This window comes from Brevibacillus reuszeri, from assembly GCF_002897295.1.
GTDB lineage: Bacteria > Bacillota > Bacilli > Brevibacillales > Brevibacillaceae > Brevibacillus > Brevibacillus reuszeri_A.
In genome coordinates this window covers 15,434-28,477 of sequence record NZ_BEXF01000045.1, presented here as the reverse complement: position 1 = coordinate 28,477, position 13,044 = coordinate 15,434, and the positions used below count along the sequence as shown (strand labels likewise).

Sequence of the window (13,044 nt, the reverse complement as noted above, 5' to 3'; positions counted from 1 at the left end):
GATTACCCGAAGGATAACTACCTGACGGTACTGCTGTGTTGATTTCGTTATCTCTAGTAACAGAGTTTGCTTTAGATAATGTAACTACTGGCATGTTCCTCCCCCTTTCCTATCGTAAATGGCCGTTTTCGAGCCCAATTCCTCTATCTACCATCATTTGATCCCCAAGCGTGCATTCGCTTGATCCCACCAACCAGCATCTACAATCAATCCATTTATTGAAGCAAAGTCAAAAGCAAACTGGTTGTCTCGCATATCGTTGGCGAGTGAGTTCTCTAGTGCCTGTACACGCACTTCCAGCACCGTAAACCTCGTCTCAATCTCGCTTCTCGTCATGTGCAAGTTCTTGTCATTGACGTGTTTTTCGAAGTCTGAAACGGTAGTAAATGCAGTTGAGGGGATATTAACCGTAACGTTTGAAGCATTGCCAACTGCTACGTTTAATTGAAACTCGCGCGAAAATGGTCCAGCTGCAATGGGTGGTATGATATCTCCATTGCCACCTGCGTTAGCGTAAGCATAGAGTATTTCGCTACCATCCGGGTCTTGTGCATATAGTCCGATTTCGCAGGAGTAGATCCTATCCGTGATGTCGGTATTCTGAAAAACACCTTTGATATGCGCAGTTTGACCTGTCTGTGACATAGAACTGAGGGGTATATATCCGATAGGTTGTACTAAATCAGTTAAAGCCGTTGGGTCGCCTGAATATTGTCCCGATCCAATACGCATTCGTGTATAGACCAAAGGTTTTCCTGTTTGCGCTTTAGCGTAAAGAATCTGACCAAGCTGTGTTACCACCATTTGTCCATATAAGGCCACTCAATATCCCTCCTTAAATTACGCAGGACCAGCACAGCTGATCTCCACTGTGTCCCTTGTCGTAACGTTCATTCCAATGTAGTCCTTCCGATCCAGTTCCGACTCCCAGGATATAGTCAAGCTTACGCCAGCTGGCTTTGGAATGATGTAGCCCACGGTGACCAGCAATACGCTTTGAAGACCTAGTTCGCCACGTATGGTTGCTTTCATACTCATATTCTGGTTGTCTTTCAATTTCAATCTGGCATTCGGGAACAGGTCCGCCCACAACTCGTAGATTTGAGGAAGCGTACCTTCCCATTGATTCTGAGCGATCTTTGCTTTCAATGCGATGCGGTAATTTGAATCGTCCAATACCGGAGAGCTGCCATCTGCCAATTGAAAAGGCAGGTATCTCGACCTGCCCACCAAATCCCCCAGAGTATTCAACTGCACACCAACTGCCTGATCAACTGAAAAAGCAATGGGAATGTAATTAGCCACGGTTACCGCCGCGTCTTCTTTCTCTAGCATCGCTGTTAGCCAGCGCATAAACTTTTCTTTGTCCCAGTGCTGGGATGTGATTGGGTCAAGGTATTCCTGTATTGCCATCCTCGATCACCCCACGACATTAACTGTGATGTTTTCAATTGAGCCTCTTGCTGCTTCATAGAACGACAAGGAAATATCCATTGTTGCTTGTTCTTCCCCGAGGCGTGCGGCAGTCAAACTGGTTATGGAGAATGACGGGCTAGTTATTATTCTATTTGCTTGGAGTGCAGCCCCCCACAAACTCGATATAACCAAACCTGAGTTATTGAGCGCCAAGCTGTTAATAAAATCAGCAATATTGCTGGCGATTTCTTCTTGTGTCTCAGTAGTAAACCCACTCAACCTCTTCACTTGTACAACAACAACGATGTCTACATAGCTCTGTCGATAGAACCGGATGGTAGTAGGATCACCAAATTGGTCTACCACTTCAACAGCTGTCGTTCCGTTCGTATACGCCCCGGGTGTCTTCCTCCTGAAAATAGTCTCAGCTATTTCCTGATCGTCCCCACCCTCTACCACGGCCGTGACAGAATGTGGAGGGTGCCCCATTTCATTTTCCGCATCCGTGTCATTCTCGTACACCTGATACCGTGTAACACCAGTCAGGCCAGCTATGGCACCTTTCAAACCTTCCAGAACTGTGCGACTGGGTGTTGCCGTACTGATTGCCTGCCGGGATTTCAATTGTGGGTCACTTTCTCTATAACGTCCTTGTACAGCTGTTTGCGGATTGGTAACGCTTGTCCATCCCATCGTAGGTGTAACAATCCCTGTAATCGTATTGGGGTCTGCTTTAATAGGACCTGGTATCTGACAGGTAGCGGTGGTCGCATATGTTCCATCAGATCCGATTGTTACAGAAGCAGGTAAGGACCAATGATTGCCTGCATTATCTGACACAATGCCATCTTTAATCAGTGCCCCTGGCGTGCCGGATAGAACCACAGGTGATTTTGAAAACTGGTCTCCAAAACGCTTTATTCCATTGATACCCACAACCACATCTAATCCGGTACCGATCGCAGTAGCTGGCCCTCGGCTGTTGTAAACGGCTTGGCAGGTAAGGTAGGCGTCGTATAGCTTGCTGGCGAACTGAGAAATAAACTGATAGTCTTGGCTGTCATTTTCAAGGTACGTATCTTGCCCAAATATCTGTTTTGCCTGACTGATAAGATCGTCTCGAATATCAATGTACGAAGGCATGTGGTAGCCCTTCTCATCAATGAATGGCGCGAAGTAGGCCATCTTATCCCCCTTCCTTCCCTCCAAAACCTATGGTTATCGGTATGGTCTCGTCAAAGTCTGTTTCAACGTTGCACTGGAATGAATACGTTCGATTTTCATATGAGCTTTGAAAGTTCGTGATTTGTTTTACGTGTCGGGTCTCAATTATCCGGGCTTGAACCAGCAAATCAACGGCGTTCAAGTTATCTGGATGTCCTCTGGTTCCAAGAATGTTCTGAAAAAGTGGGAGTCCATCGTCTAGCTGCTCCCACCATTCACCCTGAAGTAGTTTTAATCGGGTATAAATCGCTTGAGCGACCGCAGCGGCTTTGGTCAAAAAGGGTCTCCCCATTGTGTAGTCGCCGCCATCCATTTGCCGATACCTCATGTGTCTACCTCACCGCCGCCCTTTATCCACATATCGTACTCTTCTTGTCGAGTGATATTTACACCGTTCACGCGAATGGAAGGAGCTACAAGGTCAATGACTCCTGGTTTCATGCGAATAAACTCGCTGCGGTCCTCATTTCGCAACTCCACATGTTTAGTCGAGAAATCTTTCAGTTTTCTTGGTTGGCTCCACAGTCCAGGTATTGCAATTGCGTCTGAAAGATCATGCCTTCGCTTTTCAATTTGATTTTGGATACCAGACATAGAAAACCAGGAATCAAAGCACATATCTGAAAAGACTATCAGGCACTCATCACCTTTTTTAACAGGGAACGTGAGAGCATATCCCCCGCCCCGTGGAAAAACAACCGGAACGTCCAGCAACGGCGGTATTTCTGTCCAAGCGTACTGCATGTTCTCTTGCTGCACATGTTCACGTAACGCAATTTGAACCTCTGCTGTTTGCGTCTCAGCATCAAACTTGCTGATAATGCCCGGTACACTGACGCGCATCCGGCTGAAAATGCTGTCCATTAAGGTGGTATAAAAATCTAAATCATTATTTGATAAACGCTCACTAACAGTAACGCCCATACGATCATCACCTCCACATGTTTACGGCAGTCGATGCCATCATGCCTGGTATCACGCCGCCTGCTTGAGATACACACTCGCATTCGGTATACCATGTATCTCCCCGGTTATCTCCGTTATGCCGTAAGCCAATAATGCGATAGATGCCCTCTGCATCAAGCCCGCGCCTCACCTGTCCGAACTGAACCACTTGTTCTTGAATTTGGCTGTTGTTGATTCGTACAAGCGAATTTATTTTCAATCGAGGATTGAGTAAACACTTAAAGTTCACTCCGAAATCAGTCTGTACAGGTGTGCCAATCAGTCCCGATTCTGGCGCTAAATCCACAATCTCATTTGGTGGGTAGTCCTTCGCTGTGATAATGTTCACTTTTCCATCTTCAAGGTAAAAAGTTGCTGTGTTCGACTGAGCGAGTTGTCGCAGGTAGTCTTTCGCCATGCCAAAAAACACTTTCCCGCGTGTGAGCTTCGATGATTGCAAGCTCTCGGTAATAGTGCCCTGTTGCGTCGGTATTCTCGCTTGGCTGGTTACTAGATCAATCTGATTACGGGCTGTCTGTCCCTTGGAAACGGAGCCGGTGACAAATCCAAAATTAAGGAAGCGGTCGCCGTCCATAGAATGCAGCGTTAATTTATAACTGACACCATCCTCACTCCCTCGAATCGGTTGAACAACGTCACCCTGAAAAATTAGCCCGTACTGTTCACCCTCGAATCCCGCCTCAACAATCACGGTATCTCCTTCGTCGATCACTTGGTTTTCTGTTTCTGCGTTCAAGTTGTATATCGTGACAGTAGAGACATTGGGCTGCGGCGTGAGCGTTTTTCTGATATCAAACACACATCGCAAATCAGAGACGTCCAGCGCGGTCCCTTTGCCGTTAGAGACGAGTACGCGATACCTTCGACCATACAGAACATTACCGACCTTCTGACTGTTCGCAACGATCCCATAGTTGGTGGATGGCAAGGTAATATCATTGATGAGATTCGCGGATTGCCCACCACTTCCATTACCACCCGATGTGCTGCTACTCGGTGCCGAAGTGGAAGGAGACCAGGAACCTCCTGCCCCGCCACCCGCGTACTTCTGGTATATCTTTAAGCGGCGTTCATAGTCCCGGTCTGGAATCTTTGGTCCAACGTAAATGAGCGAGAATTGCCGAAAGTCTCCTTTGGCTGCTTTCCAATTCCTCCCGATTACGCGAACTGCAGCTGCTGTAGCCAGAGCATCATCACTTAAAACAAGCCGGGTCTGTTCTTGGAGGGTGGATGGCCATGTCTTATTGAACCGGCTGGCAGCGTACTTGAATGAGTCTGTGTGCCACTTCGGCCACACCTGACCTGGGCCTAATGCATTCCCGTTATCTCCGGTTTTGTTGGTGAAATTGGTTTCCGCCTCAATCGTAGCGAGGACAATGTTTAAATCAACACCTTGTACCTGCGCCTCGTAGACCGCGAGGTTCTTAATGTTATCTGCCACCAACTCCACATCCTCTTCATTTGCTGAAAAGAAAAACGCCCCTAAAAGGAGCGTTGCGATTTTCAGTATTGAGTTTGTCATTTCTTCACAATATTAACGTCTGTATGATCATTACCGTCATATATCCTTAGATTTACATTTTGATCAGTTGTGATTGGAGATACATAAAACACAGCATTCAAATGAACTTCACGATTAGGTGGCAGTTCGAACTTGCCGAGAATCTTTCTGTACTGGACTTCAGCCGATCCGTCCATAATGTATTCTGGTTCCAATGCAAGAACATTCAGTTCGCTACCAGCGGGAATATATCTGGGAACCAGTGCAAAATTCTCCTTGCTGATTTCAATTTTCTCTTTACTGTTGTTTGAAATGATGATCGGTATAACCCAGAGATTTGCTTCTTTAATTCCATATTCATGAGTGATTCGGATTAATCCATCATCTCGGAATGGTGTATTCGTTTCTGTATACAACCTGTACGTAAAACCGTAATCAATTGTTTTGGGATTGATTCTTCGAATTGTTGCTTTGTTGTTCTCCAGGAAAGTTTTAAATTCATCAAAATTTGTTACTATACCTTTTTGATAAAGATAATCGCCCAATTCAGATATGCTTTTTATATTGTCTGGAATCTGAACATTAGCAGTTGATTGAGTTGGAGCAATAGAATTTGCATTAGCAGTAAAAGGAGAAAGGACAATGCAAGTGACTATTGCTAATGCCCAAAATATATTTTTCATATGAACACCACCATTTTTTCTGTATGCTATCATAAATAGTTTATACAAGTTTGTCGAAAACTGTAGGTTGTATAAAATACTTTTGAAATGTTCGCTGTATTATGTGCAAAAAGCGCTCCATAAAAGAGGAGTGCTTTTTGCATTCATGCTAAATTATCGGTCCAAAGAACAAAGTGGTCTTTGCCAAGAGAATTAAACGTTGGCATTGAATTGTCATTTGCGGAAGACAAAAGAACGGCGCTACCGATATTTAGATATTCGTGTTGAGCCAATAGGTTTGCTGCTGGATACTCACCTGGAAGCAATGGAATAGCGTCGACTAATCTTTCACCCGTGTCGTGATTAGCTATTGCCATATACCAATATCCTCCTGGTTCGTTATACGTTAGAGTAAAGCCTAGTGTTATGTTCTTGTCTCCAATTGGCAAGGTACAAACGAATTCTTGATTCATAGCAGGCGAAATTGGAAGAATTACGAATGCCAATAAATTCACCCTCCAAATAATTTGTCTACGCCCCATTGTTTTAAATTACTCTGATTTGTTATAGGCTCTAATTTCCCCTTGTTTGCCCGATCCGTCACAGCAGGTTTGCTGCTAATCTTAACAGTGCGTACCTGAGCGACGATGATCTCACGCAATGTGACTGTACAGCGTAAGCCATTCAACGTTGTAAAATCGTCTGGAGCTGTAATTTCCTCGATCAGCATGTTTTGATATAGCCCAAGCCTTGAATGGACTTGGATCGGCACCCGGATAGCTTGTAACTCCTGCAACACCTTAAAAGCCTGAACAGATCGACTCCAACCGCCAGTAAACTGCCCAGGTATCAGACTTGTTGCTGCATCCGACATACCTATCTCCATGGTGAGCTCTTTTGGCTCAAGATAAGAATGGTCCGTTAATGCTGCCCCCACCTGCACCGGATGCTCAGTAATTTTAAGACGGCTGGTGTGTGTCGACCGCAAAAACGCATCGAAGAACCAGCCGCCAATATTGGTTTTCAAATAGACAAGCGACGATATGGGAGGCGAATTAAGATCAAGAATAGGATTCTGTGCCATTCATCCACCTCCAAATTAGTAAGCGTTTCGCATTGATCGTATGTTGTAATCATTCCAAGATGCGTTTACTTCCTGAGCTGCTGCTCTAGGTTCAGTACTGTTAATGTTGAATACGGGATTGTTCGTGTTGTAAATTAGTTTCTGCTGGGATGAGGATGTCGTGTTGTACATGTAGCTGTTTGAGTACATTCCACTCGCCATAGCTTCGTACTGTTGGAATGCCTCCGGGTTTATCATCATCGCCATTCGAGTGAAACCATCGTTCAGGTCCTGGTTAAAGGTGCGGAAACCTTTCACAAGATCGGAATCATTCAATGCTTTTTTGAATGACGGTTCCAAGCCTTTTGGCAGATTGTTTACACTTGTCTCTATCCTAGAGTCTTGTGATTTATTCCCCTGCTCTCTTACGTCATATAACGCTGCTTTGGGTGGCCGTCTGAATCCTTTCGGACCCGCTTCTGGAGTATCATTGTCGTCCTCTTCCCCGAAAAAATCCTTCTTTGCCTGTGCCAGCAGTTCGTCATCACCTGTAATAAATGCCCTGGCTGACTTGAGAGAAAACGTGACAGCCTTGATTGTCTCGTTTATGGTTTGAAGAGCAAATTTCAGCTGTCCCTCCAAGTAATCGCCAATCCACGTTAGCACTTGTTTTGTTTCCTCAAGCCCGTACAGCTCGTCCACGAACTTTGATGCATCTTTGTATATTTCGGATAGCTCTTTGCCAAGACCAATTAACGACTCTTCAAGCCCGGATAGTGTGCCTTCTTCGTTCAAATCATCAAATACATCCCCAACCCACGAACCGAAATCTTTAATGATCTGAGTGGCCGTTCCGACGTTCGTTGCAATTCCTTCTTTGAAGTTATCTAATGTGCCATTGTCATCGAACTTTCTGTACAGGCGTTCTATCCATTCAAGCCCATTTTGTACACTAGTGCCTATCTTGCCAAAAACATCTTGTAGGTTTTCACCAAAACGTTTGATTGTCCCATCGTTCTTTAGCAAATCAACGAAATCCAATAGCCTTTTCCAGAAGGGACCAAAAGCACTTTCGCCACCTTCAAGGTAGGTATAAAAATCATCAAGTAACAGGAGGATGCTTGTAATCAAAGCAAAGGCGATACCAAGCGGCCCCGTTTTTAAAATGATGCCTAATCCGAGTAATGCCGCCCCAATTAGTTTGATGTCTTGTGGAATTTTCTCGCCCAGCTTAGAAAATATCCGGTATGCATCTGCACCAGCCTTTAGAAATGTAGCCCCAAGCCTGCCTATCCAACTTATGGCCTGTGCCACATTCTTTGTCCAGTGCGGCATGTCCTTAATGACTTTCTTGTTGATATCTTGAAGGGTGTTTTTGGTGCGCTTTAAAGGACCCTCCATGTACTTGAACAGATAGTACCCGATCCACTGGAGAGCGTAGCTGCCTGACAATTTCAATTGCTGGAACTCGAACTGAATGGACTGGATAAACTTGATTTGCTCCTTAAACTCTGCAGGTGGCCTGATGTCTTTTATCGTAGTCCGCAACGTCTTGAAATCGTTCATCAGCCCGGGATTTAGATACAAATCCTCAATAGTCACGCCCATGGCCTTTAGCGTTTTGTTGAGCTCTTCTGCAGCGTCCTTGGACATTCCCATCCTTCTTGCAAACTGTTCATTCGCTAGGTCTGCATTTGCCAAACTACTAAGAAAAGAGTAAATACCAGCGGTCGCGCCCACCATAGCCCCAGTAATCGCCGTGCCTGCGATGGCAAAACCCTTAGCAGCAGTACCAATGAACTTTTTTGCTCCATCTTCAACAGCCTGCATTGTATCTGATGCCTCTTGGAAAGAATCCTTGTCCACCTTCATGCCGAGAGAAACCAGATACTCTTTAATGACGTCAATCATCAGATCAACCCCCTCTGGCGCAGGTCGGCAAATTCTTCGGCTCTGCGTTTATTCTCTCGTTGCACCTCAAGTATCTCGTGAGCGTCGAGTAAGTCGTCTATATCGAACACATCTTGAACAATGTCACGATGTTTCCACATTCCAGCGACAACAGGAGCGAACAGAAACTCGTCTACGTTAATCAGTTGTGCTGGGACGAAATCAGGCCCGGGATTAAACCACTCAGGCCGCTGCCTTGAAAAAAACTTGTCACATTAAACACGAGGGCATGGACGGTGAGTGCCATGACGGTAGCAGTGTCATCTTCTAGGTCTTGGACACCAAATGTCCCGTTATCATGGAGAACTGGAGCTAAACCCGCGGGCAATGATTCATAACAAACGCGTAGAGCCTGTTCTTGCATGTAGTTAAAGTTTTCTTCTGAAATGTTACCCAGATGCTCAATGACGCCTGCGATATTGATACTTTCAAGGTCCATATCTTCTACTGTTTTAATATTTCGATTAGGTTTAATAGAAGAAAACAGTGGTGCCAGTATTGCAGTCATCTTGATAATCGCGAATGAGCCAGCTCTGGCCGGAAACTTCCGAATACGGAATTTCCGACCATTGATTTCCACGTCTTTGTGCTTAACTGGTGCTTGCATGGTTGTTCCTCCCCATTAAAAAAAAGAGCCCCTCGGCTCCCGTATTAGTGTTATTCAATTAAGCTACTGCCTGATCAATATCCGCAGCCATGAACACCCATGATACTTGTTGACCTTGTGCCTGAAACGGTCTGTCTGGCAACTTTTGAAACGATACTCCCGTTACCCTGATCAAATCCTGCATAGATGTTGATCGAATGGTTATTGCAGCTTTTGCCCACTCTGCTGTTGGTGCGTTTTCCAGATAGCTGAACAGTTTGATAAGCCACTTATGCAGATCAGAGGTTTGTTGGGCGGAAACTGTAATGTTGCCGTTGCGACCTTTGATTTTGGAGACCATGACAGAACCATCTGCAGATACATCATGTGTCGAACGGTCAGTTGCCATCGAGATAGAGATACTGCCCAGACCTGCACCAGTGGCTACGAATTGCCCCTTTGATGGGTGGGAAATAACCATGGAAACGTCGGCAAAACTATAAGTCGTGTGTGCCACTATCTATTCCTCCTTTCTTTCCTAGCGATTAACGATGACGCCAATTACAACGTGTTCATAAGCCCCGGCCAGTTTGACTGGTACATAAATAGCTGGTGCCTTTCGTGCTTCCCGTTCCTCTTGGGATTGGTCTGCAACCGATCCAGCGAGTACCAAATACCCTTTTGACAAGGTGTCGCCTCTCTCTAAAGTTAAAATAGGCTCAGCATTCCACACACCTGGTGCAATAGCCCCTCTGAGTACCGACTTTTCGCATTGTTCCTCGATCGCACTCATTAACAGAGTAGTACCATCATCTGTTTGTGTAATTTTCTTTGCCATTACAAGTGCGTTCGTCGCACCGATCTGAATTTCTGCTTTGAGCATATCCAGATTCAATACCTCATCGAAATGAACGCCGCTCGCCATTGTCCCCTGCACCAGCAATGTAAATTTCGGCCCATATTGCGTGTATGCATTTCCATTGAGCTTCAGGATATTAATTGCTTCTGTTGTAGAAAGAGGCTCAGGAGCAACCCCAACCAATGACTTGTAAGCAAGAGTATATGCTGAGTTAGCACCGCCTGTATTGGCACCCATTGCGTAGCCCATCATTGCCGCTGCAGCATGCGGTGTAGTGCTGAATAGTCCAATGGTCCGCTTGTACCCCTTATTTTTCAGGGTCTCCATGATGTTACCCGCCGTTCCTTCTTTTACATCCTCATCACTGGTTGTGTAGAAATAAGCAGATTCAGGTAACATAGCTTCCACAGCGCCCGCCACGGCTTCAATAACTGCCGAGGTAGCATTTACCACATAACAAGCATACCAATCGTTATTTGCCGCCCTGCAAGCCTCCACAGCCTCTTGTGCCGTCTCAGCATTACCATCTGTGTCATCCTGTCTGCCAATGACTACTTTGGATGGCTTTGGCGTCTGGCTGAAATAGAGGACAGCGGCAGCGTATTCGGGGTCTGTTTCCTTCCACCCCCCGGATTTCATGTCAGTGGTTCCAGAATAAATCCTTACCCTTTCTGACATGGGTATAACTTTTGACGTTCCTATGATCAGGCCAATGTCGAACGTCCCCGCACTTTGGGCCATGGGTGACACGGTGACATTAACCTTCACGATGTCATCAAGAGATTGCGCCAATCAAAACACCTGCCTTTCTTATCTATCAGGAATTACTTTTATTTCTGCGGATTCGATGTAGTTAACAGTGGAGCTCCGCACGACCTTTTCGTTAAAGTTAGCGGTAAAGGAGGTCCGTTCCCACCATTGCCCACCGAACAGTTCAGGCAGGCGAATTGGTGCAGGAACATTCGTAACCAGATGCAGCGGCGAGAATAGTAGTGGACTTCTGTATAAGGCCGCCCGCACCTTATCCGCATCATCAAAGCTGCTCGGTCCGTAGAACGTCCATTGCACTTGTAGAACACGGGTATAGCTTGATAACTGGTTCGCTGTTTTTTCGCTTGCTCGGGTATAACTCGTCTCTATCTGTTGCGAGTAAGGGTCATTTGCTATCGAGACAAGAATAAACCCGACATTATCAGTACGCTGCCACGCGGGCGCTCCTTCTGCCGGGTATCCTTTTCGAATACGTTTTTGATTTTCTTTCTTGCTCGGATCAAGACCAAGGATTTTGATTGTGCAGTCCCAAAAGATATCTTGAATCTCAGATAGCGAAAGTGCTTGATCTGCCATCTAATCACCCGCCATTCTTTCTCCAACTGCTTTGTAGTAACCATAGTCGACATACGGGAAAACACGCTTCACCCTGTAGCGCTCACCGCGCCATTCAATTTGATCTGATGTTCCTTCTTCCCTGGTTTCAAACAGCTCTTGAGTCGAATAGAAGCTCATCAGTCCAGTAACACGGTCGCCCTCTGGTAGCTGCTCCAGTGTTTTTGCATCAGCAACGGTGATAACGCCAGTTACCTTGACTGGCTTTTCATCAGAAGCTTTCCAGTCCCCTCTTACCCATTCACCTGATTGACGATGGACAGTGAATGGCTGCGCAAAATCAGGATCGGTAATCACTTCGCTAACATCGATCACATGTAGTCATCCTTCCTACTTCACAACGTACGTGATAGCTTTGCGGAGCTCGCCTTTATCGATCAACGGTTTATCGCTGCCTTTTCTTTCTTCGGTGATTGGAGAGTTGGGCGCCCAGTTATTCGCTGGATCAGTGAACCAACCTCGGGCAAAATTTTGACCCATCAGACCTGCCCGATGGAGTTCGGGTTCTGGGTCACCACCATCCAAGGCAACCTCGGATACCCTCCGCAATTGGTTAGCAATGGCTTCCTTGTTATGCTCAATGGCGGGTTCAATGACTGGCCGGGGAGGCGACCGCCAGAGGGGTGAACCATGTGTTTGAATCCACATTTGATAAGCCTGGCTATAAGTCATTTCGCCGCTTTCCACTTTAGGATTCATCTCGTCTCGCATTGCTTTCTGACGAATTCCATTCGTGTGGGCATAAAGCAGCTCGGCATTGGAAATAGGTTCACCACTGCCTCTTTGCCTTGACTCTCCTTCCGGAATCCCCACGTACACTTGCCTGTTTGCCAAGTCATCAATAATCTTTTTAATCTCGTTTGTTTTATCAATCCCAGTGGTCACTTGTCCAAAGAGGTTAAACATCTTCTTGCCCCCTTAGTAGACGTACATGCCGCCTTTGCCTACTATCCTACCGATGGTCGCCAGCTGCTGTCCGTAGGTGGTGAGCTTCCACGCTGCCCATCCATCCAGATCCTGAGCAATTACCGAGTAATCTGTACTTACTGACACGTCACCGACCGACTTGGATGTGGTCAATCCTCGCACCTGTCCAGCCTTCAGCACACCTGCAGCTCCGCTATCTGGATCAGCAGTACCTTGCAGATACAACGTGCAGAAGTGAGCAACAAACCACCCCATGGCGACAGTCCAATATGATCGCCAACGCGCTTCTTGGATGCTAGCGTTCGCCAGATCAATGTACATTTGCACAATAAGCTGTGGTATCACTAAAGTGCCCTCTGTATTCGGTCCAAACTGCGGATAGATAGCAATGAAGTCATCGAAAGTAAAAGGAGGGTTGCTCCCAGTCCTGATGTTGGAAGCAGCCCCCACGAGTCCTGCCGCGCTCAAGTTGCGATCATTAGCAATCGACATAATTGCTCACCT

Annotated in this window: 18 protein-coding genes; all 18 read right to left on the bottom strand. The window is 46.1% G+C overall.

From position 1 onward, the window contains the following. Positions 1-153: 153 nt before the first annotated feature. Positions 154-822, bottom strand: coding sequence for a hypothetical protein (locus tag C3B52_RS33970; protein ID WP_103110757.1), 669 nt, complete (start codon positions 820-822; stop codon positions 154-156). Positions 823-840: 18 nt separating this feature from the next. After that, the gene (locus C3B52_RS33965; protein WP_103110756.1) at positions 841-1,413 is read right to left on the bottom strand and encodes a DUF2612 domain-containing protein; all 573 of its coding nucleotides are present in this window, start codon (positions 1,411-1,413) and stop codon (positions 841-843) included. Positions 1,414-1,419: 6 nt separating this feature from the next. Beyond that, complete coding sequence (locus C3B52_RS33960) at positions 1,420-2,601, bottom strand: baseplate J/gp47 family protein (protein WP_103110755.1); 1,182 nt, start codon at positions 2,599-2,601, stop codon at positions 1,420-1,422. 1 nt (position 2,602) lies between these two features. Beyond that, positions 2,603-2,968 carry a hypothetical protein gene (locus C3B52_RS33955; RefSeq protein ID WP_103110754.1) on the bottom strand — a complete coding sequence of 122 codons (366 nt, stop codon included), beginning with the start codon at positions 2,966-2,968 and terminating at the stop codon, positions 2,603-2,605. After that, entirely contained in the window at positions 2,965-3,564 is a 600-nt protein-coding gene (locus C3B52_RS33950) for a Gp138 family membrane-puncturing spike protein (RefSeq protein ID WP_103110753.1), read from the bottom strand. The genes C3B52_RS33955 and C3B52_RS33950 overlap by 4 nt, the downstream gene beginning before the upstream one ends. Before the next feature lie 7 nt (positions 3,565-3,571). Then, a complete protein-coding gene (locus tag C3B52_RS33945; protein WP_164685057.1) occupies positions 3,572-5,047 on the bottom strand; it encodes a phage protein in 1,476 nt (491 codons plus the stop codon). Positions 5,048-5,124: 77 nt separating this feature from the next. Further along, positions 5,125-5,790 (bottom strand): hypothetical protein, encoded by a 666-nt coding sequence (locus tag C3B52_RS33940; RefSeq protein ID WP_103110751.1) that lies wholly within the window; start codon positions 5,788-5,790, stop codon positions 5,125-5,127. A gap of 143 nt (positions 5,791-5,933) precedes the next feature. After that, entirely contained in the window at positions 5,934-6,275 is a 342-nt protein-coding gene (locus tag C3B52_RS33935; protein ID WP_103110750.1) for a phage baseplate plug family protein, read from the bottom strand. Between the two features lie 5 nt (positions 6,276-6,280). Next, positions 6,281-6,853, bottom strand: a complete 573-nt coding sequence (locus tag C3B52_RS33930) for a phage baseplate protein (RefSeq protein ID WP_201264983.1) — start codon at positions 6,851-6,853, stop codon at positions 6,281-6,283. A 15-nt stretch (positions 6,854-6,868) separates the two neighbouring features. Then, positions 6,869-8,743: a hypothetical protein gene (locus tag C3B52_RS33925; RefSeq protein ID WP_103110749.1), complete on the bottom strand. Its 1,875-nt coding sequence runs from the start codon at positions 8,741-8,743 to the stop codon at positions 6,869-6,871. Continuing rightward, positions 8,743-8,883 (bottom strand): DUF6889 family protein, encoded by a 141-nt coding sequence (locus tag C3B52_RS38325; protein ID WP_373419759.1) that lies wholly within the window; start codon positions 8,881-8,883, stop codon positions 8,743-8,745. Before C3B52_RS38325 ends, C3B52_RS33925 begins: the two co-directional genes overlap by 1 nt. 41 nt (positions 8,884-8,924) lie before the next feature. Further along, positions 8,925-9,389: a phage tail assembly chaperone gene (locus C3B52_RS33920; protein WP_103110748.1), complete on the bottom strand. Its 465-nt coding sequence runs from the start codon at positions 9,387-9,389 to the stop codon at positions 8,925-8,927. 58 nt (positions 9,390-9,447) lie between these two features. Next, positions 9,448-9,885 carry a phage protein gene (locus C3B52_RS33915; RefSeq protein ID WP_201264982.1) on the bottom strand — a complete coding sequence of 146 codons (438 nt, stop codon included), beginning with the start codon at positions 9,883-9,885 and terminating at the stop codon, positions 9,448-9,450. Between the two features lie 21 nt (positions 9,886-9,906). Further along, positions 9,907-10,866 (bottom strand): DUF3383 family protein, encoded by a 960-nt coding sequence (locus C3B52_RS33910; RefSeq protein WP_373419758.1) that lies wholly within the window; start codon positions 10,864-10,866, stop codon positions 9,907-9,909. Between the two features lie 171 nt (positions 10,867-11,037). Beyond that, positions 11,038-11,574: a phage neck terminator protein gene (locus tag C3B52_RS33905; protein ID WP_103110746.1), complete on the bottom strand. Its 537-nt coding sequence runs from the start codon at positions 11,572-11,574 to the stop codon at positions 11,038-11,040. Next, a complete protein-coding gene (locus C3B52_RS33900; RefSeq protein WP_103110745.1) occupies positions 11,575-11,928 on the bottom strand; it encodes a hypothetical protein in 354 nt (117 codons plus the stop codon). A 15-nt stretch (positions 11,929-11,943) separates the two neighbouring features. Continuing rightward, positions 11,944-12,519, bottom strand: coding sequence for a hypothetical protein (locus C3B52_RS33895; RefSeq protein WP_103110744.1), 576 nt, complete (start codon positions 12,517-12,519; stop codon positions 11,944-11,946). A gap of 12 nt (positions 12,520-12,531) precedes the next feature. Next, positions 12,532-13,032: a DUF4054 domain-containing protein gene (locus tag C3B52_RS33890; protein ID WP_103110743.1), complete on the bottom strand. Its 501-nt coding sequence runs from the start codon at positions 13,030-13,032 to the stop codon at positions 12,532-12,534. Positions 13,033-13,044: the final 12 nt, after the last annotated feature.

Bases quoted from the DNA above. Each gene is read 5' to 3' on its own strand.
- C3B52_RS33965 (WP_103110756.1), bottom strand. From the start codon at position 1,413: ATGGCAATACAGGAATACCTTGACCCAATCACATCCCAGCACTGGGAC.
- C3B52_RS33960 (WP_103110755.1), bottom strand. From the start codon at position 2,601: ATGGCCTACTTCGCGCCATTCATTGATGAGAAGGGCTACCACATGCCT.
- C3B52_RS33955 (WP_103110754.1), bottom strand. From the start codon at position 2,968: ATGAGGTATCGGCAAATGGATGGCGGCGACTACACAATGGGGAGACCC.
- C3B52_RS33950 (WP_103110753.1), bottom strand. From the start codon at position 3,564: ATGGGCGTTACTGTTAGTGAGCGTTTATCAAATAATGATTTAGATTTT.
- C3B52_RS33940 (WP_103110751.1), bottom strand. From the start codon at position 5,790: ATGAAAAATATATTTTGGGCATTAGCAATAGTCACTTGCATTGTCCTT.
- C3B52_RS33930 (WP_201264983.1), bottom strand. From the start codon at position 6,853: ATGGCACAGAATCCTATTCTTGATCTTAATTCGCCTCCCATATCGTCG.
- C3B52_RS33925 (WP_103110749.1), bottom strand. From the start codon at position 8,743: ATGATTGACGTCATTAAAGAGTATCTGGTTTCTCTCGGCATGAAGGTG.
- C3B52_RS38325 (WP_373419759.1), bottom strand. From the start codon at position 8,883: ATGTGGAAACATCGTGACATTGTTCAAGATGTGTTCGATATAGACGAC.
- C3B52_RS33920 (WP_103110748.1), bottom strand. From the start codon at position 9,389: ATGCAAGCACCAGTTAAGCACAAAGACGTGGAAATCAATGGTCGGAAA.
- C3B52_RS33910 (WP_373419758.1), bottom strand. From the start codon at position 10,866: ATGAAATCCGGGGGGTGGAAGGAAACAGACCCCGAATACGCTGCCGCT.
- C3B52_RS33905 (WP_103110746.1), bottom strand. From the start codon at position 11,574: ATGGCAGATCAAGCACTTTCGCTATCTGAGATTCAAGATATCTTTTGG.
- C3B52_RS33895 (WP_103110744.1), bottom strand. From the start codon at position 12,519: ATGTTTAACCTCTTTGGACAAGTGACCACTGGGATTGATAAAACAAAC.
- C3B52_RS33890 (WP_103110743.1), bottom strand. From the start codon at position 13,032: ATGTCGATTGCTAATGATCGCAACTTGAGCGCGGCAGGACTCGTGGGG.